This window comes from Pseudomonas glycinae (assembly GCF_001594225.2).
GTDB classification, from domain to species: Bacteria; Pseudomonadota; Gammaproteobacteria; order Pseudomonadales; family Pseudomonadaceae; genus Aquipseudomonas; species Aquipseudomonas glycinae.
In genome coordinates this window covers 4976328-4997198 of the sequence record NZ_CP014205.2, presented here as the reverse complement: position 1 = coordinate 4997198, position 20871 = coordinate 4976328, and the positions used below count along the sequence as shown (strand labels likewise).

At 61.9% G+C, this 20871-nt stretch carries 26 protein-coding genes; 15 read left to right on the top strand and 11 right to left on the bottom strand.

The features are described 5' to 3' along the window. Window positions 1-110: 110 nt before the first annotated feature. On the top strand, window positions 111-446 hold the full coding sequence (locus AWU82_RS22895; RefSeq protein ID WP_064380631.1) for a hypothetical protein: 336 nt from the start codon (window positions 111-113) through the stop codon (window positions 444-446). 72 nt (window positions 447-518) lie between these two features. On the opposite strand, the gene AWU82_RS29415 is transcribed toward AWU82_RS22895, so the two are convergent. Together AWU82_RS29415 and AWU82_RS22885 are read right to left on the bottom strand one after the other, a co-directional pair. Beyond that, entirely contained in the window at window positions 519-959 is a 441-nt protein-coding gene (locus tag AWU82_RS29415) for a phage infection protein (RefSeq protein WP_084776934.1), read from the bottom strand. 126 nt (window positions 960-1085) lie between these two features. Further along, a complete protein-coding gene (locus AWU82_RS22885; RefSeq protein WP_064380628.1) occupies window positions 1086-1652 on the bottom strand; it encodes a chorismate mutase in 567 nt (188 codons plus the stop codon). Between the two features lie 147 nt (window positions 1653-1799). Here AWU82_RS22885 and AWU82_RS22880 point away from each other — a divergent pair, with 147 nt between their 5' ends. Next, complete coding sequence (locus tag AWU82_RS22880; protein WP_064380626.1) at window positions 1800-3155, top strand: MATE family efflux transporter; 1356 nt, start codon at window positions 1800-1802, stop codon at window positions 3153-3155. A 91-nt stretch (window positions 3156-3246) separates the two neighbouring features. Next, complete coding sequence (locus tag AWU82_RS22875) at window positions 3247-3804, top strand: YceI family protein (protein WP_064380624.1); 558 nt, start codon at window positions 3247-3249, stop codon at window positions 3802-3804. 6 nt (window positions 3805-3810) lie between these two features. Here AWU82_RS22875 and AWU82_RS22870 read toward each other — a convergent pair whose 3' ends face one another. Further along, the gene (locus AWU82_RS22870; RefSeq protein WP_064380622.1) at window positions 3811-4038 is read right to left on the bottom strand and encodes a YXWGXW repeat-containing protein; all 228 of its coding nucleotides are present in this window, start codon (window positions 4036-4038) and stop codon (window positions 3811-3813) included. A gap of 183 nt (window positions 4039-4221) precedes the next feature. Between AWU82_RS22870 and AWU82_RS22865 the strand changes: the two genes are divergently transcribed. Beyond that, window positions 4222-4908 carry a GNAT family N-acetyltransferase gene (locus tag AWU82_RS22865; RefSeq protein ID WP_064380620.1) on the top strand — a complete coding sequence of 229 codons (687 nt, stop codon included), beginning with the start codon at window positions 4222-4224 and terminating at the stop codon, window positions 4906-4908. A 71-nt stretch (window positions 4909-4979) separates the two neighbouring features. On the opposite strand, the gene AWU82_RS22860 is transcribed toward AWU82_RS22865, so the two are convergent. Then, window positions 4980-5420, bottom strand: coding sequence for a hotdog fold domain-containing protein (locus AWU82_RS22860; protein ID WP_064380619.1), 441 nt, complete (start codon window positions 5418-5420; stop codon window positions 4980-4982). A 156-nt stretch (window positions 5421-5576) separates the two neighbouring features. Between AWU82_RS22860 and AWU82_RS22855 the strand changes: the two genes are divergently transcribed. Further along, a complete protein-coding gene (locus tag AWU82_RS22855) occupies window positions 5577-6203 on the top strand; it encodes a TetR/AcrR family transcriptional regulator (RefSeq protein ID WP_064380617.1) in 627 nt (208 codons plus the stop codon). 193 nt (window positions 6204-6396) lie between these two features. Here AWU82_RS22855 and AWU82_RS22850 read toward each other — a convergent pair whose 3' ends face one another. Beyond that, entirely contained in the window at window positions 6397-7029 is a 633-nt protein-coding gene (locus AWU82_RS22850; protein WP_064380616.1) for a TetR/AcrR family transcriptional regulator, read from the bottom strand. Window positions 7030-7129: 100 nt separating this feature from the next. Between AWU82_RS22850 and AWU82_RS22845 the strand changes: the two genes are divergently transcribed. Beyond that, window positions 7130-7714, top strand: coding sequence for an NAD(P)H-dependent oxidoreductase (locus tag AWU82_RS22845; protein ID WP_064380613.1), 585 nt, complete (start codon window positions 7130-7132; stop codon window positions 7712-7714). 14 nt (window positions 7715-7728) lie between these two features. Here AWU82_RS22845 and AWU82_RS22840 read toward each other — a convergent pair whose 3' ends face one another. Beyond that, a complete protein-coding gene (locus tag AWU82_RS22840) occupies window positions 7729-8670 on the bottom strand; it encodes a class I SAM-dependent methyltransferase (RefSeq protein ID WP_064380611.1) in 942 nt (313 codons plus the stop codon). 188 nt (window positions 8671-8858) lie between these two features. On the opposite strand from AWU82_RS22840, the gene AWU82_RS22835 reads away from it, so the two are divergent. Beyond that, window positions 8859-9272 carry a response regulator gene (locus AWU82_RS22835; protein WP_011334891.1) on the top strand — a complete coding sequence of 138 codons (414 nt, stop codon included), beginning with the start codon at window positions 8859-8861 and terminating at the stop codon, window positions 9270-9272. A gap of 63 nt (window positions 9273-9335) precedes the next feature. Next, window positions 9336-10004 carry an HAD-IA family hydrolase gene (locus AWU82_RS22830; protein ID WP_064380608.1) on the top strand — a complete coding sequence of 223 codons (669 nt, stop codon included), beginning with the start codon at window positions 9336-9338 and terminating at the stop codon, window positions 10002-10004. On the opposite strand, the gene AWU82_RS22825 is transcribed toward AWU82_RS22830, so the two are convergent. Together AWU82_RS22825 and AWU82_RS22820 are read right to left on the bottom strand one after the other, a co-directional pair. After that, window positions 9998-10657: a methyltransferase family protein gene (locus AWU82_RS22825; protein ID WP_064380607.1), complete on the bottom strand. Its 660-nt coding sequence runs from the start codon at window positions 10655-10657 to the stop codon at window positions 9998-10000. The genes AWU82_RS22830 and AWU82_RS22825 overlap by 7 nt on opposite strands. A gap of 99 nt (window positions 10658-10756) precedes the next feature. Next, window positions 10757-11653, bottom strand: coding sequence for a LysR substrate-binding domain-containing protein (locus tag AWU82_RS22820; RefSeq protein ID WP_064380605.1), 897 nt, complete (start codon window positions 11651-11653; stop codon window positions 10757-10759). Between the two features lie 112 nt (window positions 11654-11765). Here AWU82_RS22820 and AWU82_RS22815 point away from each other — a divergent pair, with 112 nt between their 5' ends. The 3 genes from AWU82_RS22815 to AWU82_RS22805 are packed head-to-tail and all read left to right on the top strand — an operon-like array spanning window position 11766 to window position 14018. Beyond that, window positions 11766-12788, top strand: coding sequence for an aldo/keto reductase (locus AWU82_RS22815; protein ID WP_064380602.1), 1023 nt, complete (start codon window positions 11766-11768; stop codon window positions 12786-12788). After that, window positions 12785-13582 (top strand): SDR family NAD(P)-dependent oxidoreductase, encoded by a 798-nt coding sequence (locus AWU82_RS22810; RefSeq protein WP_007952959.1) that lies wholly within the window; start codon window positions 12785-12787, stop codon window positions 13580-13582. The genes AWU82_RS22815 and AWU82_RS22810 overlap by 4 nt, the downstream gene beginning before the upstream one ends. A gap of 25 nt (window positions 13583-13607) precedes the next feature. Next, window positions 13608-14018 carry an SRPBCC family protein gene (locus AWU82_RS22805; RefSeq protein WP_064380600.1) on the top strand — a complete coding sequence of 137 codons (411 nt, stop codon included), beginning with the start codon at window positions 13608-13610 and terminating at the stop codon, window positions 14016-14018. Window positions 14019-14144: 126 nt separating this feature from the next. On the opposite strand, the gene AWU82_RS22800 is transcribed toward AWU82_RS22805, so the two are convergent. Beyond that, complete coding sequence (locus tag AWU82_RS22800) at window positions 14145-15539, bottom strand: sensor histidine kinase (RefSeq protein ID WP_064380598.1); 1395 nt, start codon at window positions 15537-15539, stop codon at window positions 14145-14147. After that, window positions 15517-16200, bottom strand: coding sequence for a response regulator transcription factor (locus tag AWU82_RS22795; RefSeq protein ID WP_007952956.1), 684 nt, complete (start codon window positions 16198-16200; stop codon window positions 15517-15519). Before AWU82_RS22795 ends, AWU82_RS22800 begins: the two co-directional genes overlap by 23 nt. A gap of 297 nt (window positions 16201-16497) precedes the next feature. On the opposite strand from AWU82_RS22795, the gene AWU82_RS22790 reads away from it, so the two are divergent. After that, entirely contained in the window at window positions 16498-17436 is a 939-nt protein-coding gene (locus AWU82_RS22790) for a hypothetical protein (protein ID WP_064380595.1), read from the top strand. Here the strand turns inward: AWU82_RS22790 and AWU82_RS22785 are convergent. Then, the gene (locus AWU82_RS22785; RefSeq protein WP_064380593.1) at window positions 17433-17627 is read right to left on the bottom strand and encodes a hypothetical protein; all 195 of its coding nucleotides are present in this window, start codon (window positions 17625-17627) and stop codon (window positions 17433-17435) included. The two genes, AWU82_RS22790 and AWU82_RS22785, sit on opposite strands and share 4 nt — an antisense overlap. Window positions 17628-17842: 215 nt before the next feature. Between AWU82_RS22785 and hcnA the strand changes: the two genes are divergently transcribed. The 3 genes from hcnA to hcnC are packed head-to-tail and all read left to right on the top strand — an operon-like array spanning window position 17843 to window position 20815. After that, window positions 17843-18157, top strand: a complete 315-nt coding sequence (gene hcnA / locus AWU82_RS22780; RefSeq protein WP_064384070.1) for a cyanide-forming glycine dehydrogenase subunit HcnA — start codon at window positions 17843-17845, stop codon at window positions 18155-18157. Further along, window positions 18154-19563, top strand: a complete 1410-nt coding sequence (gene hcnB, locus AWU82_RS22775; protein WP_064380590.1) for a cyanide-forming glycine dehydrogenase subunit HcnB — start codon at window positions 18154-18156, stop codon at window positions 19561-19563. Before hcnA ends, hcnB begins: the two co-directional genes overlap by 4 nt. Further along, the gene (gene hcnC, locus AWU82_RS22770; protein WP_064380589.1) at window positions 19556-20815 is read left to right on the top strand and encodes a cyanide-forming glycine dehydrogenase subunit HcnC; all 1260 of its coding nucleotides are present in this window, start codon (window positions 19556-19558) and stop codon (window positions 20813-20815) included. Before hcnB ends, hcnC begins: the two co-directional genes overlap by 8 nt. Window positions 20816-20871 lie beyond the last annotated feature (56 nt).

Below are 20871 nucleotides of genomic sequence, written 5' to 3'. Positions count from 1 at the left end.
AAGGCGTTTAATGAAAATCTGCCGAGACTGATATCAATGAGCTACTGCGTTCGGTAAAGTGTGCGCCGCCCGAGAGACGGATCCCGGGCGTTTACCCATGGAGTCTCGCAGTGAAATACCTCAGCAAAGTAGTCGCCGCCGCACTGTTCGGTGTGGTTCTGGCAGGTTGCACCGGCACCCCGATGAACACCAGACATTACGACAGCAGCCAATACACCGTGATTGGCCACAGCGAAGCCAGCGCCACCGGCCTGATGCTGTTCGGCGTGATCCCGATCCGTCAGAACAGCCGTTTCGTCCGTGCACAGGATGCCGCGATCAAGGCCAAGGGCGGCGATGCCATGATCAACACTCAGATTCAGGAAAACTGGTTCTGGGCATGGGTCCTGAGCGGCTACACCACCAAGGTCTCCGGTGACGTGGTCAAGCTGAAAACCGTGCAATAAGCACCAGTTGGACGTGAAAAAGCCCGGCTGATCAGGCCGGGCTTTTCTTTGTGTTGCGGTAAAACAGCGGAGTTACGCTACGCGGCGTTCCAACAGACGATCCGAGCCACCTTCGGCAACGCGACGTTCTTGCAGGCGATCAGCGCCACCTTCAGCAACGCGGCGTTCTTGCAGACGATCAGCGCCACCTTCAGCTACACGGCGTTCTTGCAGACGATCAGCGCCACCTTCGGCAACGCGGCGTTCTTGCAGACGATCAGCGCCACCTTCGGCAACGCGGCGTTCTTGCAGACGATCAGCGCCACCTTCGGCAACGCGGCGTTCGATCAGACGATCAGCACCACCTTCAGCAACGCGACGTTCGATCAAACGATCCGAACCACCCTCAGCCAAGCGACTTTCAATCAACCGATCCGAACCGCCTTCGGCGATCATGGTGTGGGCGGGTTTGGCTGCAAAAGCGTTGACTGCAAGAACCGAGAAAGCGATGCCGAGAAGGATTTGGCGTTTCATGATCGTGTGCTCCAGGGGTGTTGTTTGTTGGGTATGGAGCCGATGTTACGCCGCGGATTTTTTATGAGAACTTCATTGAGCTGATGGTGACTATCGACGCCAGCAATGAATGCCGGAACCCTTGTTCTAGGGCGCCAGCGGCCGAATGCACAGCTCTCCGGTGGCGCGGGTCAGGGCCAGATCATGCAGCGCATCGCGGGTCAGACCGGCGCGAGCCTTGGCCAGCCACGCCGGGCAGTTCGGGTCGTGGCGGTAGGGCGCGAAGTCGGCGTATTGCTGCAACAGTCGGGTTTGCAATTCATCCAGGCGCGGGCGAATCTGCCTGCCCAGATCCGGGCGCGGCGTGTCTGGCGCGGCACCGGCTGCCTGCCACTGTGCGAGCAAACCGTACTGCACCAGTTTGTTGGCCTCCATCTGTGCGGCGATCAACTGCGCGACGTCTTCCGGATCGAGCTTGCGTTCGGCGGCCAGCTTGCGGGCGTTGTCGATGACCTGTGCTTCACGAGGACTGTCCTGGATCGGTTTGCCGCTGTCCCATTTGGTCAGGGCGACGAGGTCGCCGATGTTCAGGCGTTCGTTCAATGTGTTCACCAATCCTTGCACCACCTCGGGCGAGGGGGCGGGAGCGGCGTGGGCAGTCGTCGCCAGAACAGTCAATAAGGTGCAGCTCAGAAGAAACGAGGAATGGCGCATGGGAGGGGTTCACTTCCTGTCGTGATGGGGAGGCTATGCACATTGGTCGAGGTGCAGATTACGAAGTTTTAATGCAAACCGGTACGACCTGAACGGCATTGCATACCTTAGACTCTGTCATCAGCTCCCACCCGAGACGGACCCTCAATGCAAACCCCCGCCCATTCGGCCCTCTGGAAAACCTACCTGCTGTTCCTGGCCCCGATGGTGCTGTCGAACTTCCTGCAATCGATGTCGGGCACGGTCAACAGCATTTACATCGGCCAGATGCTCGGCACGCAGGCGCTGGCGGCGGTGTCCGGCATGTTTCCGATCATCTTTTTCTTCATCGCGCTGGTCATCGGCCTGGGCGCCGGGGCAGGGGTGTTGATCGGTCAGGCGTGGGGCGCGCGTGAGTCGCACATGGTCAAGGCGATTGCCGGGGCGACTTTGCTGCTGGGGGTATTGATCGGGCTGGTGGCGGCGGTGCTGGGCAGTGTGTTTGCGCGTCAGGCCTTGCAGGGTTTGGGCACGCCGGCGGATGTGCTGGATGATGCGGTGGCCTATGCGCGGGTGATGATGTGGACCTTGCCGGTTGTGTTGGTGTACGTGCTGTTCACCCAGTTGTTGCGTGGGGTGAGCGATACGCTGTCGCCGATGCTGGCGCTGCTGCTGTCGACCGTTGTCGGGCTGGCGCTGACACCAGCGTTCATTCGCGGCTGGATCGGCTTGCCGCAACTGGGCATTCAGAGCGCGGCAATTGCGGGTCTGGTCGGTACGCTGACGTCGTTGGCGTGGCTGTCATGGCGCCTGATTCGCAAGGGCCATCCCCTGGCGCCGGATCGCGAGTTTTTCGCGGCGCTGCGACTGGACGGCGCGATTCTCGGCAAGGTATTGCGCATCGGCCTGCCGACCGGGGTGCAGATGATTGTGCTGTCGCTGTCGGAGCTGGTGATCCTGGCGCTGGTCAACCAGCATGGCTCGCAGGCGACAGCGGCCTATGGCGCGGTGACGCAGATCGTCAACTACGTGCAGTTCCCGGCGCTGTCGATTGCGATCACCGCGTCGATCCTCGGCGCCCAGGCGATCGGTGCCGGGCGGTTGGAGCGAATGGGCTCGATCCTGCGCACCGGGCTGTGGATCAACGTGTGCCTGACCGGTGGCTTGATCCTGTCGGGTTACCTGTTGTCGCACTGGTTGCTGGGGTTGTTCCTGACCGAAGATTCGACCCGGGCGATGGCCGAGCATCTGTTGCACATCATGTTGTGGAGCCTGTTGATCTTCGGTTTCCAGGCGATCATCGGCGGCATCATGCGCGCCAGCGGCACGGTACTGGTGCCGGTGGGCGTGGCGATCATCTGCGTGCTCGGTGTGCAGTTGCCGGCGGCCTACTGGCTGGACGGGCAGTTTGGTCTGCAGGGTGTGTGGATGGCGTTTCCGATCGCGTATCTGGGGATGCTGGTGTTGCAGACGCTGTATTACACACGGGTCTGGAAGCATCAGAAGATCGAGCGGCTGGTGTGACGAAGCGTTTAGGGTCGCCATTGGCGGGGCTGGCGCAAGTGACGGATGTTTGCTTAAGTCATTCGAGGCCCATCGGGCACCGGAGCATTGCATGTCGATTCGATTGTTGTTGGCGGCCGCGTCTTGCCTGACCTTCATCCCTGCTGCGGGTGCGGTGGAGTACACCCGGGTCAACACCACCGCCAGCCAGATCAGTTTCACTTACAGCCAGATGGGCTCGCAGATGTACGGCACCTTCGGCAAGTTTGACGCGACGCTGGATTTCGACACCAACAACCTCGCCAGTGCCCGCACCACGCTGCACATCGACCTCACCAGCATCGACGCCGGCAGTGAAGACGCCAACACCGAGTTGGTGAAACCGGCGTGGTTCGACACCGGGCAGTATCCGGTGGCGGTGTTCCAGTCGACCCGCTTCAGCCCGGCCGGCGCCAACCGTTATCTGGTCGACGGTCACCTGACCCTCAAAGGCATCACCCGTGCGGTGCAGGTGCCGGTGCAACTTAAACCCGACAGCAGCATCGGCATCTTTGACGGCGAACTGGTGCTCAAGCGCGACGAGTTCGGCCTCGGCGCGGGGGAGTGGGCGGACACCGTGGTATCGAAGGATATCGACATCAAGTTCAAGGTCGTTGCCCCCGCGCAGTGACTGGCCTCAGTACGCTCGCCAATGCCCTGGCATCCAGCGCCATTGGTTGCCGGCCCAGCGGTAATGCCCGGCAACCCAGTGATAACCCTGCGCAGGCATGACCGGAACCACTTCGACGATCGGTGGTGGCCGATGCGGGCGAACCGGTTCGACGACACAGCCCGACAGGGTGATCGCCACCAGCGCGGCAGCGAGCAAGCATTTCATGGTTTTCGCGCAACGCAGAACGTTCATGGCAACTCCTCAAGGCCTGCGTCGGAAAATGAACGCAGCTGAAAAATTGGACGCCAAATCGGCGAAAGATCCGTTCTCGGGCAGATGAAATTTTTGTCAGGCTTGCACAGGGTATGATGTCGCGGTTCGCCGGTCGCTCAACCCGCCCGGCAACTTGTGTTTTACCGTTGGAGTCCGCCCGCCATGCCCCGCATCACCCATTACAAGTCCCCTTGCCCCGAAGGCGTCAACAGTCAGATCCTGCAAATGGTGGTCGACTATCTCACCGACATCAGTGCCGTCGGGCTGGGCCCGAGCAATCTGCTGTACAACGTCTATCAGTACGCGGTGGGCTACGAGGTGCATCTGTATCTGGAGGCGTTGAACGGCGAGAAGGGCACCGAGGTGGAACTGCTGGTCGCCACCGACGACGATGATCCGGAGCAGGTGGTCGGCTTCCTGTTGTACCTGCCGGTGCAGGGCGATTGGGAGGCTTGCAACGTGGCCTACCTGGCGGTGCGCGAGGGGCATCGGCGTCAGGGCGTGGCCCGTTCGTTGATCACGGACATGGTGGCGCGTTACCCCCATGCCGAGCTGACCTGCAGCGTCGGCAAGGTGCCGTATTTCGAGGCGCTGGGTTTCGAGGTGCTGGGCCAGCTCGAAACGCAGGTGCTGATGAGCACCCGGCATTACCGCAGCAACGGGCTGCGCGGTTTCATCGACACCACACCGATCTACCGTTCGCTGGAAGTGCAGCAGATCCACACCTACTTGCTGCAAAAGCACGGCAAGCGGGCGATGCTCGATGCCGAGAAACAGCGCGACCGGCATCTGGATCAGGTCACTCGCCGCACTGAAGAATTTGTTCGTCAGCGCCTGACCGTTCACTGATTCTTTCTCTCTGAAACGACAAAAGCCCTTGTTGCGATCTGCGCAGCAAGGGCTTTTTTGTGCCGGTGATTTCAGGACAGTTTCACGTTCATGGTGATCCGCGCTGTAAACACTTTCTTGCCTTCGGCATCGTGGACATCCACCGGCACGATCTTGTCGCCTTCGGTCTGCCAGTCCAGCCCTTCACCATTGGCCACGGCGGTCACGTCGGTCTTGGCCTTGACCAGGTATTCGACGGTCATGCCCTTGGGAATCCAGCGCGCGCCGGCGGGAATCGACACGTCGGTCATCATCCCGGCTGCCAGTTCGGCGGCATTGCATAAGGCGATGGCATGCACGGTGCCGAGGTGGTTGGTGATCTCGCGGCGAAACGGCACTTGCACCTGCGCGGAACCTGCCCGTAACTCGGTGACTAGCGGATTGATGGTGCTGAAGTACGGCGCGACCTGGCAGGCCATCTGGCTGAACGCCTGGGAACCGACACTGTTGAACATGCTGAGAAACTGACTCATGGGTGAAGCCTCGCGGTTAGGGGATTTACAGAATCATGTTCCGTTACAGAATATTGTTCTGTAACGGAACGGTATTCTGTTCGCGGGAAATCTGTCAACCTGTGCGTGTTTCGATCACCGGCACAGACGTGCCCTTTACTTGGATTTTCAAGGCCCATGGACACCGCAGATCTCCTCGAACGCAGCTACCCCGGCCGCCGCGCCGAACTCAAGCGCGACATCTTTCGCAAAGCCCTGCGCCTGTTCAACGAGCAGGGCATTGAGGCCACCACCATCGAAATGATCCGTGCCGAGTGCGACACCAGTGTCGGGGCGATCTACCACCATTTCGGCAACAAGGAAGGGCTGGTGGCCGCGTTGTTCTTCACCGCGCTGGAGGATCAGGCGCGCCTGCGCGACGCCTATCTGGCCGACGCGACGACCACCGAAGAGGGCGTTCAGGCGCTGGTCTACAGCTACGTGGATTGGGTCGAGAACCAGCCGGAATGGGCGCGGTTCCAGTATCACGCGCGCTATGCCGTGACCCGTGGCCCGCACAAGGATGAGCTGGCCGAGCGCAACAAGACCCGCAATCTGAGTCTGCGCACTTGGCTGGCCGAGTCTGGGCGCGCGGCTGAACTCAACGAGTACCCGGCGGAGCTGCTGCCGTCGCTGATCGTCGGTCAGGCCGACAGCTATTGCCGCGCGTGGCTGTCCGGGCGAGTGCAAGGCAGTCCGAAGGCGTATCGCGAATTGCTGGCCCAGGCCACTTGGCGTTCGATCCGCCGCGAACCCGAACGCTGATTTTCAGAGACAAAAAAAGAGCCTCAAGACTCTTTGATGGGGAGGAAGTAGAGCCCGCGAGGCTCAAGATGCGCATGAAGCCAGGTGCGGGCTTGATTGGGGTTCAGAGCACCCGCACCTACGCAACGGCTTGGCGGACCAAGCGACTGCGTAGTTCCATCGTAGGAAGCTGAGGTGGTGCGCTCAAGTACCGTCAGTCACCTGCTTTGAGGGCGCGGGCAGCGGCTCTTTCGACCATCGCAATGATGGTTGCCAACAGCTCGTCACGGGCCTGTTCGGCGCTGATTTCATCGGTGGTGGCTGCTTGCGACAGGGCTTCGGCCGCACCAAGCATGGCGCGTAATCCCGCCTGGCTGATCTCTGCGCCGTCAGCGAAAGGCGAGAGCACGCGGCGGCACTTCTCCAGGAAAATCGCCTCGTATTCGCGCTTGATCTTCTCCAGTTCCGGCGTGCTCGCCAGAGCCGCAATTACCCCCGGAATCTCGTTGCCCTGAGTCAGCACGCAATCGACATACGCCGTGGCAATCACCGTCGCGGTGCCGGTCAAAGTCGCTTCGGCATTGGCCAGCGCCGCGTCCATCAGGGCCGTCTGGCGCCGGTCGAAATCCTGATACAGCGCCGCGAGCAGACCGGCGCGGGTGGTGAAGTGGTCGTAGACCACCGGTTTGGTCACACCGGCCTTTTCCGCCAGATAGCCGAGGGTCAGGGCATCGGTGCCTTCTTCGCGAATCAGCTGCCAGGCCACGTCGAGCAACTGGCGCTGGCGGTCTTCCCGGGACAGGCGGCGACGAGGTTGTGCGGGTTCCGGAGTTTCATTGGTTGACATTGCTTATATACCAAACGTAACTTACTGAAGGTAACTTACTAAGTGTAGCTTATCGAGAGGATAAGCCCTTGGTCAGCAATCACCAACCGGAGATTTCCCCATGCACGCATTGATTGTTGTTGATCACGATGATCCACGTTCGCTGACCCACGGGTTGGCGCAACAGATCGCCAAAGGCCTGTCGGAAAGCGATCCCTCCAACACCTTCGAAATCGCCGACCTGCACGCCGAGGCATTCGATCCGCGCTTTGGTGTGGCCGACTGGGCGGTGCATCACCGCGAATCCGCGCCACCGGCGGACGTGCTGGCCGAGCACGCACGCATCGACCGTGCTGACGCGCTGGTGCTGGTCTATCCGGTGTTCTGGTGGTCGATGCCGGCAATGCTCAAAGGCTGGATCGACCGGGTGTTCAGCAATGGCTGGGCGTACGATTTCGACGGCGATAAGACCCTGAAGAAGCTCGGACGACTTCGCGTGCACCTGGTTGCACTCGGTGGAGCGGATGCGCGCACTTACGAACGCCACGGCTACGGCGCAGCGATGAAGATACAGATCGATCACGGCGTTTTCGATTACTGCGGGGCGACGGTGACGAGCTCGGCGTTATTGGTGGAGTCCGAGTCGAGCGATCCGGCGATGCAGTTGCGGGCGGCGCGCGAAATTGGCCTCGGACTGTTCCGCTGAAACCGGCGAGAAAGTTATTCAGTGCGCTTGAAGACTAGCGCCTTCAGACCACTCTCAGGGTCGATATCCGGAAACTCCGGCGGATTTTCCAGCCGCTGCTCGAAGCGCAGGCTCGGTGCTTCCTGGGTCACGCCGTCGATCAGGAAGTCCGAACCAAACGAAGGGTCGTTCATGCAGGCCAGCACGCTGCCTTGGGCAGTCAGCAATTCCGGCAGACGACGCAGCACGCGCTGGTAATCCTTGGTCAGCAGAAAACTGCCTTTCTGGAACGACGGCGGGTCGATGATCACCAGATCGTACGGGCCGCTGTTGATGACCTTGCCCCAGGATTTGAACAGGTCGTGGCCGAGAAAACTTACCTTGCTCAGGTCGTGCCCGTTCAGCCGGTGATTGTCGCGGCCCCGGCTCAGCGCGGCGCGGGACATGTCGAGGTTGACCACATGGCTGGCGCCGCCCTCGATAGCCGCCACCGAAAAACCGCAGGTGTAGGCGAACAGGTTCAGCACCCGTTTGCCCGCCGCTTGTTCGCGCACCCAGTTGCGCCCGTAGCGCATGTCGAGGAACAGCCCGGCGTTCTGCTTGCGGCCCAGATCCACGCGGTATCTCAGCCCGCCCTCGACGATGGTCATCTCATCGATCTCTTCCCCCAGCAGCCATTCGGCAGTGCTCTGCGGCAGGTAACGGTGCTGAATCAGCAGGGTGTGGGCACCCGACTGCTGCCATGGCGCTGAACCGCTGATCTCCAGCAACAGACGCTTGAGGTCGTCCAGCTGCGAAGCCTCGGGCTCCTTGAACAGCGACACCAGCACCACGCCTTGCAGCCAGTCCACGGTGACTTGCTCCAGTCCCGGCCAGCAACGCCCGCGCCCATGGAACAGGCGCCGGGTTTCGACCGGTGCCGACGTCAGCGCGGTGAGCAGGTGGGCATGGAGAACGGCGAGGGCTTGAGGGTTCATCAATCGGGATCGGCCAGCAAAAGGGCGCGCATTTTAACCGCAATTTCGTACCGGCGACTGCCCATCAACCGAGTGTTATCGAAAAGACCTGTATCAAAAATGAATTTCTGTAGAAGGTGCTGCTCATACCTGATAAGCAGCGGACTCAAGCCGCTAAATCGTTCATGCAATTCAGGGAGTGCCAGTTCATGTGTCCAATTTCGACGTCGAGCGCGCACCTTCCTGGCGGATTGATTCTGGTAGTCGAGGACGATCCGTTGATTCTGGAGTTTCTGTGCGAAATTCTTCAGGAGGAAGGTTTCAAGGTCGAGCCGCAGACCAGCGCCGATGCGGCTTCGGTCTATCTGGAGGAGCATGCGCCGGAAGTGGCGCTGCTGCTCACCGACATCACCATGCCCGGCACGCTTAACGGCGCGGACCTGGCCAATCTGGTCGGCGAGCGCTGGCCGGACAAACCGGTGATGGTCATGTCCGGTTATGAAACACCGGAAACCTCAGGCGTGAAGCATCCGGTGGCGTTCATCAAGAAGCCGTGGGCCATCGGCCAGTTGCTCGACTGTGTTGACGGTGCGTTCAAATCCAAGGCGCCGCGTCTGCACTGAAGCGTCCTGCAGGTGCTACATTGCCGGGCATCGTTGCCCGGCCCCTTGCGAGGAAGTGATCTTTTGTCTGCTCACGATGCTGTTTTCAACCGCGCGTTCGGCGCGTTCCTGTTCGACATGGACGGCACCGTCCTCAACTCCATCGCCGCCGCCGAGCGGATCTGGTCCGCTTGGGCCGTGCGCCACGGGGTGAATGTCGAAACGTTCCTGCCGACCATCCATGGCGTGCGCGCCATCGACACCATCACGCGTTTGAACCTGCCGGGCGTGGACGCCGAGGCGCAAGCGGCGTTCATCACCAAGGCGGAAATCGAAGACGTCGAAGGCATCGTCGAGATCCCCGGCGCGGCTGCGTTTCTCAAGTCGTTGCCGGCGGATCGCTGGGCCATGGTGACCTCGGCGCCACGGGATCTGGCGTTGCGGCGGATGGCGGCGGCGGGGATTCCGGAGCCGGCGGTGATGGTGACCGCTGAAGATGTGACCGCTGGCAAACCGGATCCGGCCGGTTATCGTCTGGCGGCCAGACGTCTGGGCCTGGAACCGGCGGACTGCCTGATTTTCGAAGACGCCACCGTCGGCATCGAGGCCGCTGAAGCCGCGGGTGCGCCGTTGATGATCATCACCACGACTCACCAGCATCCGCTTGAAACCGCCCACGCGACCATCGCCAGTTACCGCGACATTGCGCTGAGCATCGACAGCGACGGCCAGCTGCGCCTGCAACCTCAATAAACCCCGGGCAGCAATCGCCAGCTGCGGGCGCAATAAGCGTCGTATTCGGCGCCGAACTGCGTGCGCAGCAGGGCCTCTTCGGAGTGGATGCGGGCGATCAGCGGAATCAGCGTCAGCGCCGCCAGCAACAGGCCGACCACCGAACGGAACGCCAGCGCCCAACCGATCGCATTGATCACCAGCCCCAGATAACTGGGGTTGCGCAGATGCCGGTAAATTCCTTCGGTGACTAGTCGGTGCCCCGGCTGAATCGCCACCAGCCCGCTGAACCGATGGCCGAGCACAAACACCGGCCACAAGCGCAATCCACCACCAACGATAAACAGCAACGCGCCCAGCCAACGGGTACCTTCGCGGCCGATGGTCCAGAAACCGATGCGGTCGCAGTAAGCCGGCAGAAAGGCACTGACCAGTCCGATCACGGCAAACGCCGGAATCACCCAGCGATTGGCCCGGTCCTCGCGTTCGCCGGTACTCAGATTCACTTCCGTGAACAACGACGCCACCACCATGGCGAGCGTGGCCAGTGCCACCACGACCAACGCCCCGTGAGAAAAAAACACCGCCACGCCACCGATGCCCCACATCGCCAGGCCCAGATAGGCGAGGGTGGCGAGCACGGCGACCACGGTCATTTGCGCAGACATTTTCATAGGCACCTCACAGCTGTTCCGTTCAGTGTAGATCCCGGCACGATCCCCGGCGTTTAGCCGGTGGCAACGGCGTATGGAGGATCAACGGCCTGCGGATTTTCAGGCGCCGGAGATATCGGACCCGGTCAACACTTTACGAAACGTCTCCACCAACGGCCGTAAATTGACTCGGTGCCAAGCCGCCCACAACGGCGTGGTGAACGCCAGCCACGGCACTTCCCGCAGCACCACGCCCGGCGGTGCGTTATGGCTCAGGCCTTTCTGGATCATCGCGATCCCCAGTCCCGAGGCGACCAACCCCAACGCGGTAAACGGCTCGGTGGCCTGCATCCGCACATCCGGCGTGAAACCTGCGCGGATGCAGGCGCTGACGAACTCATCGTCGGCCCCTTGGCGCGGTTGCACGCCAATCCATTCCTGATCGGCCAGATGGTCCGGGGTTAGCGAAGCCTGCGTCGCCAACGGGTGATGTTCGGGCAGCGCCAACAGCATCGGGTCGTCCAGCACTTGAAAGCCCAGTAGATCCGGATCGTCGGTCGTCGGTGGTTCGCTGACCAGTGCGATATCGAGACTACGCTGACGCAGGCCTTCGAGTTGTTCGGCGGAGCTGAGGTTGTACAGCGCGACATGCACGTTCGGCCGGTCGACCCGCAGCACGCGCAAGGCATTGGGCAAGACCCCGGCGTGCATCGCGTTCTCGATGTAGCCGATGCACAGGCCACCTTCTTCGCCACGGCCCAGGCGTTTGCCGAGGGATTCCAAGCGGTTGGCGTGGGTCAGCAGGGCGCGGGTTTCGGCGAGAAAGGTCTGGCCGTCGCGGGTCAGGCGGATGCGTTGCTGGCTGCGTTCGAACAGAGTCAGGCCCAGGCGCTCTTCGAGCTGGGCGATCTGCCGGCTGAGGGGCGACTGGGAAATGTGCAGGCGCTCGGCGGCGCGGCCGACGTGTTCTTCCTCGGCGACGGCGACGAAGTAGCGCAATTGGCGGATGTCGATCATGTCAGACCTTCAGGGACTCAAGTGCTGCGGATTATGTCTTGGACGGTCTGAGTGGCGCAATCTAGGATCTGCTCAACGGTCAACACCGACCACGACTTACGAGGACAGCATCATGAGCTTGAAAGACAAACTCCCCGGCCAACTCGGCTTCGGCACCGCGCCGCTGGGCAACATGTTCCGCGCCATTCCTGAAGACGAAGCGCAAGCCACCGTGCACGCGGCATGGGATGCCGGCGTGCGTTACTTCGACACCGCGCCGTTCTACGGTTCGGGCCTCTCGGAAATCCGCCTCGGCGAAGCACTGTCCCGCTACAAGCGCGACGACTATGTGCTCAGCACCAAGGTCGGCCGGGTGATTCTCGATGAAGTCGAAGACGCCGCCGCGCGGGATCTGGGCGAGAAAAGCGGGGTGTTCGAACACGGCCGCCCGAACAAGATCGTCAACGACTACAGCGCTGACGCCACCTCGCGCTCGATCGAAGACAGCCTCAAACGTCTGAAAACCGATCGCCTCGACATCGTCTGGGTCCACGATATCGCTCAGGATTTCTACGGCGATCAATGGCTCGAGTACTTCAATCAGGCCCGTACCGGCGCCTTCAAAGTCCTGACGCGTCTGCGTGAAGAAGGCGTGATCCAGGGCTGGGGCCTGGGCGTGAACAAGGTCGAGCCGTGCGAGTTGACGCTGGACCTGACCGAGGCGCAGCCTGACGGCTTTCTGCTGGCCGGCCGCTACACCTTGCTCGATCACGACCGCGCCTTGCAGCGTTTGATGGATTCGGCGCGGGCGCAGAACGTAGAAATCGTGGTCGGCGGTCCCTACAGCTCGGGGATCCTGGCCGGCGGTGCGCACTTCGAATACCAGAAAGCCAGTCCTGAAATCGTTGCCAGGGTCGAGCAGATCAAACGCATCGCCGCAGCCCACGGCGTCGATGTCAAAGCGGCTGCACTACAATTCTCGCTGGCCAATCCGGCCGTGGCGGCCGTGATTCCCGGCGCGAGCAAACCGGGGCGCATCGCTGAAGATGTGGCGGCGCTGTCGGCGGTCATTCCGGCCGGTTTCTGGCAGGCCATGCGTGAAGCGAAACTGGTGTCCGAACGTGCACCATTACCCATCGACGAGGTGAAAGCATGAAGATCGATCTGAGCGGAAAACTGGCGATTGTCAGCGGCAGCACGGCGGGCATCGGTTTGGGCATCAGCCAGTCGCTGGCCGAGGCGGGCGCCACGGTGGTGGTGATCGGTCGGGACGCGGCCAAGGTCGAACAGGCGCTGGCAAGCATTCGCGACAAGGTGCCGGGCGCGCAACTGCGCGGTCTGACGGCGGATCTGGGCACGGCCGAAGGCGCGCAGAAACTGTTCGCCGCCGAACCGAAAGCCGACATCCTGGTGAACAACCTCGGCATCTACAACGCCGTGGATTTCTTCGACGCGCCGGACGATGAGTGGACGCGCTTCTATGAAATCAACGTGATCTCCGGTGTGCGCCTGTCGCGGCATTACGTGCCGGCGATGGTCGAGCAGGGCTGGGGCCGGGTGATCTTCCTGTCTTCGGAATCCGGCGTGGCCACCCCGGCCGACATGATCAACTATGGCGTGACCAAAAGCGCCAACCTTGCGGTGTCCCATGGCCTGGCTAAACGTCTGGCTGGCACCGGGGTTACGGTTAATGCGATTTTGCCCGGGCCGACCTTCACCGACGGTGTCGAGGAAATGCTCAAGGATGCTGCCGCCGAGTCTGGCCGCAGCCTGCGTGACGAAGCCGACGCCTTTGTGCGCCGGGCCCGTCCGAGCTCGATCATCCAGCGCGTGGCGGATGTCGAAGAGGTCGCGCACCTGGTCACCTACATCGCTTCACCGCTGTCTTCGGCCACCACCGGCGCCGCGTTGCGGGTCGACGGCGGCGTGGTCGACAGCCTGACTATCTGAATTCATCGAGAGAGACTTTTTATTTATGGCAACAGCATCAGCAACCATCGACATCCCGGCTTCGGCCGAACAGGTCTGGCAATTGATTGGCGGCTTCAACACCTTGCCGGACTGGCTGCCGTTCATTCCCAACAGCGAACTGAGCGAAGGCGGGCGTGTGCGCACTTTGCAAACCGCTGACGGCGCAGTGGTGGTCGAGCGTCTTGAGACGTTCGATAACGCGGGCAAAACCTACAGCTATTCGATTCTGCAGGCACCGTTTCCGGCCACCGATTATCTGGCGACGATTCGTGTCGAAGCCCAGGGGCAGGGCGCGAAGGTGACGTGGTCGGGACGGTTTACGGCCAAGGGCGTGAGCGAGGAGGAAGTGGTGGCGCTGTTCAGCGGGATCTATCAGGGTGGGCTTGAGGCGCTGCGCGCCAACTACCCCGCCTGAGTTTGTTGATGATCGTTCCCACGCTCCGCGTGGGAATGCAGCCCGGGACGCTCCGCGTCCCTTCCAGAGCTGGAACGCGGAGCGTCCCTTTAGGCATTCCCACGCAGAGCGTGGGAACGATCTATCTCAAGATTGTGAAATCAGGCTCTGCCGACAATCCAGCACCAGCTTCGCCCCGCCCAGATCACTGCGTCCCACCTCAAGACTGAACCCGTGCAGGTTGACGATCGCTGCGACGATCGACAGCCCCAGACCAAAACCATTCTGCAGTTGCCCGCCCTCGGCGCGGTAGAAACGCTGGAACACCGCCTCCCGCTCGGTCTCGGGAATGCCGGGCCCGGAGTCGTGCACTTCGATCCGCGTATGCCCCGCATCATTGACCCCGCGCAACACCACCGTGCCACCGGCCGGGGTGAACTTGATCGAGTTGCTCAACAGGTTCGCCAGCGCTTCAAACAGCAACGCTCGATCACCGTTCAGCATCGGCAGGGTTTCCGGCATGTTCAGCTCGAAGCGCAGCTCGTCGTCTTCGGCCAGCGGCAGATAGAACTCGTGCAATTCCTGCAGCAGCAACACCGGATCGAGCTCGACAAAACCCGAGCGCCGCTGACGATCCTCCAGTTCGGAAATCCTCAATAAACCGCGGAACCGCGCCATCAGCGTATCGGCCTCGGCCAGCACCAGATCCAGTTGCGCCGCTTCCGGCGAGCCTTCGCCGGCCTGCTGCTGCATGCGATACAACTGCGCGCGCAAACGGGTCAGCGGGGTGCGCAAGTCATGGGCGATGTTGTCGCACACACCTTTGACTTCGTTCATCAAGCGTTCGATGCGATCAAGCATGGCGTTGACGATGGCGGCGAGCATGTCCAGTTCATCGCGACGATTGGACAGCGGCAAACGGTGAGTCAGGTCGCCGGCGACAATCGACTGGGCGCTGGCCTGGATCGCCCGGATCCGCCGCAACGGCCGGCGACGCAGCAAGTGCCAGCCGATAATCCCCGGCACAATCGTCAGCGACACGCCCCAGAACAACGCATGCAGAATGATCCTGGTCACCGCGAACAGTGAACCGTTGTCACGCAACAACACCAGCCAGCGGCCGTCGCGGGTCGGAGTGGCGACCGCGTCGCAGCTGTCGGTGGGCAGGGTCGGGTCGTCGGAGTCGGCGCATTCGCTGAGCATGTGGATCTTGCCGTCCAGCGGCAGGCCTTCAGGAATCTTCTGCAATGCGCCGCCGAGGTAGCGATGCTGAGCGTCAAACAACCCATAGGCGTCGATGCCGCGAATGTCGAAGGTCATGCTGGCGGCGAGCGCGTCTTCCAGCTGATCACCGCGAAAGTGCGAAAACAGGTGCTGACGTTGCATCAGCGAATGCTTGGCCAGGTTGTCGAGGTAACCGGAGACCTCGAAGTACATGACCCCCATGAGGATCGCGCTCCAGGCCACGAACAATGAACTGTACAGCGCCAGCAGTCGGCTGCTGGAAGAACGCCAACCGTCAGACGGGTTCGGCAATGACATAACCCGAGCCTCGCACCGTGCGGATCAGCGGGACATTGCCCGGCGGGTCGATCTTCTTGCGCAGGCGGCCGATGTGCACATCGATCAGGTTAGTGCCGGGGTCGAAGTGATAGCCCCAGACTTCCTCGAAAATCATCATCCGCGACAGGATCTGGCCGCTGTTGCGCATCAGGAACTCCAGCAATTTGTACTCGGTCGGCAACAATGTCAGCACCTGCTCGGCGCGCCGGGCTTCGTGGCTGATCAGATCGAGTTGCAGATCCGCCACCTGCAACGTGGTCGGCTGGGCGCCGTTGCTGTTCTGCCGACGCAGCAACACTTCGACTCGGGCGGCCATTTCATCGGTGGCGAACGGTTTGGTCAGGTAGTCATCGCCGCCGGCGCGCAAGCCACGCACACGCTCGTCGACGTCAGAGAGCGCGCTGATCATCAGGATCGGCGTCGCCACGCCCATGGTGCGCAGGGTGGTGACGATGGCCAGGCCATCGAGTTCCGGCAGCATGCGGTCGAGGGTGATCAGGTCGTAGTTGCCGCTGACGGCACGGTCCAGGCCTTCACGGCCGTTGTCGACCCAGTCCACGTCGAGGCCGTGGCTGCTCAATTCGGCGACAATTTCCCGGGCGGTCACGGCGTCGTCTTCGATGGTGAGGATGCGAGTCATGGTGGGCCTGCTGGTCTGTTCAAACGCAATGGCAGCATTTTGCCAAGATTTTACGCGGGCGCTTTAAATTAACTTTCATGTTTTAGCGGATATAAACGCTACGACCGGGCTTTTGTGCCAATGCATAAAACCCGCTGTTATCGAGCCGTTGTTGCAAATTGCATGGTTCTGGGAAGTTCAGACTTTTTAACTGATTGAATCCAAACGATTTATTTAATGTTGGCGACTGGCACGGTCACTGCAATTTCTCTGATGACGAGTTGTAACACCATTTTTCATGCCTGGAGCACTACAACAATGAATAGATCCTCTGATGGGTTTTATCCTGCCTACGAAGGAGAGTCGAGCAACGTCTCGGGGGTGTCCTGGGGCGCGATCTTCGCAGGGGCTGCCGCTGCGGCGGCACTGTCGCTGATTCTCGTGCTGCTGGGCTTCGGTCTGGGCTTCTCCGCCGTTTCACCGTGGGCCGGGGAGGGCGTCAGCGCCAAGGGCCTGGGCATTTCCACCATCATCTGGCTGGCGGCCACCCAAATCATCGCTTCGGGGCTCGGCGGCTACATCGCCGGTCGCTTGCGGGTGAAGTGGGCCAACATGCACGGTGACGAGGTGTATTTCCGCGACACCGCTCATGGCTTTCTCTCCTGGTGTGTAGCGACTCTGGTCACCGCAACGCTGGTGGTCGGCTCGGTCAGCAGCATCGTCAGCGGTGGCGTGCAGGCCGGTGCGAGTGTTGTCGGCGGCGCTGCCGGTGCCATGACGCAAGCGGCCGGCACGGCGGCCGGCAACACCGACAGTGACCAGTACGGCTACTTCGTCGACAGCCTGTTCCGCGACGATCGTCCCGCCGCCGTCAGCGATGACGCCGCCCGTGGCACCGTGACCCGGATCTTCGCCCAGAGCCTGGCCAACGGTCAGCTCAGCGCCGAAGACCGTACCTACCTCGCGCAACTGGTCGCTCAGCGTACCAACCTGACCCAGGCCGACGCCGAACGTCGGGTCGATGAAATCTACGCCCGTACCCAGAAAGCTATCGCGGACGCCAAAGTGAAAGCGCAACAAGCCGCCGACACCGCCGCCAAAGTCGCTGCCTGGACTTCGCTATGGATGTTCATCGCACTGTTGGCCGGTGCGTTCTTCGCCAGCCTCTCGGCCACCTTCGGCGGTCGCCGCCGGGATGCGGTCGAGTACGTCGAAGTCGAAACCTACACCACGACCACGCTGCCGCCAGTCCGTTAATCAAGGAGAATCACCATGCGCTCACTACTGCTGTTTTTCCTCGGCGTTCCAATCCCGATCATCATCCTGATCGCCCTGTTCGTGCACTGATTCCTTGAGGCACATGCCTTGGCCGCTTCCACCTTCGGGTTGAAGCGGCTTTTTGCTTTCTGCGCGGGGCCGAAGGCGCAGAACCGTACAGTCATTTCCATGGCCTGGATCAATATCCGTTAACGCAATATCCCCTAACGTGAAATTTCCAGGCCCTTGCCGCTGGATCGACTACATTGCTTGCGCGCACTCTGCTGCGCGAGCAAAACCCGCCTGCCGGCCCGATAGAGAGCGATAACCCCCACGAGCCGGCGAGGTGTAGTGCAGCAAGGAGCTGTTTCAACCTCACCTGAACTTTTCACGGATGATCATCGCAATGCACTGCCTAGAAAGAACCTTCGATATCCAGCCTTTGGCGCAGGCGGATATGACTGTCCACATCAACGGCCAGCCGGTCACTGCCGCTATTGGCGAAACCGTGCTCAGCGTCATTCAGTCCCTCGGCGTGCGCCAGGTCGCGCGCAACGATCACAACCAGATCAGCGGCGCCTATTGCGGCATGGGCGTGTGCCAGTGCTGCCTGGTGAAAATCAACGGCCGGCACAAGCGGCGTGCCTGCCAGACCGTGGTGCGCGACGGCATGCTGATCGAGACCCGGGTCAACCGCATTCACGGGCAGGAGGTGCTATGAGCCAGAATCCGGTGATCGTAGGGGGTGGCCCGGCGGGAATGGCGGCGGCCATCGAACTGGCCCTGCACGGGGTGCGCTGCACCTTGCTCGAAGAAGCATCGCGCCTGGGTGGCGTGGTCTATCGCGGGCCGCTGCGTGACGGCGTGCAGCTGGATTATCTGGGGCCGCGCTATTCCGAGGCGTTGGGCAAATTGCACGGTGATTTCCAGGAGCAGTCCGGGCTGATCGACGTGCGCCTCAACCATCGCGTGGTCGGCGCCGAAGGCACGCGCTCGCTGGTGGTGCTGGACGGCGACGAGCGTCTGCACGAAATCGAATACCCGCAGTTGCTGCTGGCCGCCGGTTGCCACGAACGCAGCGTGCCGTTTCCAGGCTGGACGCTGCCCGGCGTGATCATGCTGGGCGGTCTGCAATTGCAGATCAAAAGCGGGGTGGTCAAACCGCAGGGGCCGGTGGTGATCGCCGGCACCGGGCCGCTGTTGCCGCTGGTGGCGACCCAGTTGCACGCGTCGGGCGTGAGTGTGGCGGGGGTCTACGAGGCTTGCGCATTCGGCAAGATCGCCAAGGAGAGCCTGGCGCTGCTGAACAAGCCGCAGCTGTTCCTCGATGGCTTGAGCATGCTCGCCTATCTGAAATTGCATGGCATCCCGATGAACTACGGCTGGGGCGTGGTCGAAGCGCACGGCGACGGCGAACTGAAAAGCGTCAGCGTGGCGCCGTACTCGGCAACGTGGGAGCCGGACATGAGCCGCGTCGAACGCTTCGAAGCGAAGACGCTCGCGGTCGGTTACGGCTTTATCCCGCGCACGCAACTGAGTCAGCAAATGGGTCTGGATCACGGCTTCAGTGACGACGGTTACCTGCGTGCCAACGCCAACATCTGGCAGCAAAGCAGCGAGCCCCACGTGCACCTGGCCGGTGACATGGGCGGGATTCGCGGCGGCGAAGCGGCGATGCTCGCCGGCAAGATCGCGGCAACCTCGATCCTGCTACAACGCGGTGTGCTCGAAGAGGAACTGGCGCGCGTCCGTCGCGACCGTTACCTGGGCAAACTCAAAGCAATCGTACGTTTCCGCGCTGCGGTGGATCGCTACACCGAACGCGGCGTCGGGCAAACCGCGTTGCCAGCCGCCGACACGGTGATCTGCCGCTGCGAACACGCGACCCGCGCCGACATCGACCGCGCGCTGGAGCAGGGCGTGCAAGACATCGCCAGCCTGAAAATGCGCACCCGCGTAAGTATGGGCGACTGTCAGGGGCGGATGTGCGTCGGCTATTGCAGCGACCGCTTGCGTCAGGCCACCGGACGCAAGGATGTCGGCTGGCTGCGCCCGCGTTTCCCGATCGATCCGATCCCTTTTTCCGCGTTCCAGTCCCTCGGCACGGAGGCCGTTTCCCATGAGTAAGTTCTATGACGTGGTCATCGCTGGCGGCGGTGTGATCGGCGCCTCCATCGCCTATCAGTTGTCCAAACGCAAAGGCCTCAAGGTTGCGCTGATCGACGCCAAGCGTCCGGGCAACGCGACCCGCGCCTCGGCCGGTGGCTTGTGGGCGATTGGCGAGTCGGTGGGGCTGGGCTGCGGGGTGATTTTCTTCCGCATGATGTCGGCCAACCGCAAGCGCGAAACCCAGGGTGCGGCGGTGGCGGTGGACGCCAGCACGCCGCACATCCTGCCGCCGTCGTTCTTCGATTTCGCCTTACAATCCAATGCGCTGTACCCGGCGTTGCATCGCGAGCTGAAGGACAACCACGGGATGGATTTCAAGTTCGAAAAGACCGGGCTCAAATTCGTGATCTATGACGATGAGGACCGGTTGTACGCCGAGCACATCGTCGGCTGCATTCCGCACCTGGCCGATCAAGTGCGCTGGCTGGATCAGGCGGCGTTGCGCGAGTCCGAGCCGAGCGTCAGCCACGAGGCACGCGGGGCGCTGGAATTCCTCTGCGATCATCAGGTCAGCCCGTTCCGCCTGGCCGACGCCTACACCGAAGGCGCCCGACAGAATGGCGTGGACATGTACGTCAACACCAACATCACCGGCGTGCTGCATCACGGCACGCGGGTGACCGGGGTGCAGACGACTGAAGCCGGGGTGTTCCACTGCAAGACCCTGATCAACGCTGCCGGCGCCTGGGCAGCGGACTTGAGCGAGTGGGCCACGGGCATCCGTATTCCGGTGAAACCGGTGAAAGGCCAGATCCTGCTGACCGAACGTCTGCCGAAAATCCTCAACGGCTGCCTGACCACCAGCGATTGCTACATGGCGCAGAAGGACAACGGCGAAATCCTGATCGGCAGCACCACCGAGGACAAAGGCTTCGACGTCACCACCACCTGGCCGGAAATCGCCGGGCTGGTGCAGGGCGCCGTCCGTTGCTTGCCGGAATTGGCGGACATCAACCTCAAGCGTACCTGGGCCGGATTGCGGCCGGGCTCGCCGGACGAGTTGCCGATTCTCGGGCCGATGGCCGGGGTCGACGGTTACCTCAACGCCTGCGGGCATTTCCGCACCGGGGTGCTGACGTCGGCGATCACCGGGGTGTTGCTGGACAAGCTGATCAACGATGAACCGTTGCCGCTGGACATCACGCCGTTTCTGGCGGACCGGTTTGAAGTGGCGCCTGTGCAGGAAAAACGGGCGCTGGAGATGGCCTGACTTGTGATCGTTCCCACGCTCCGCGTGGGAATGCCTCAAGGGACGCTCCGCGTTCC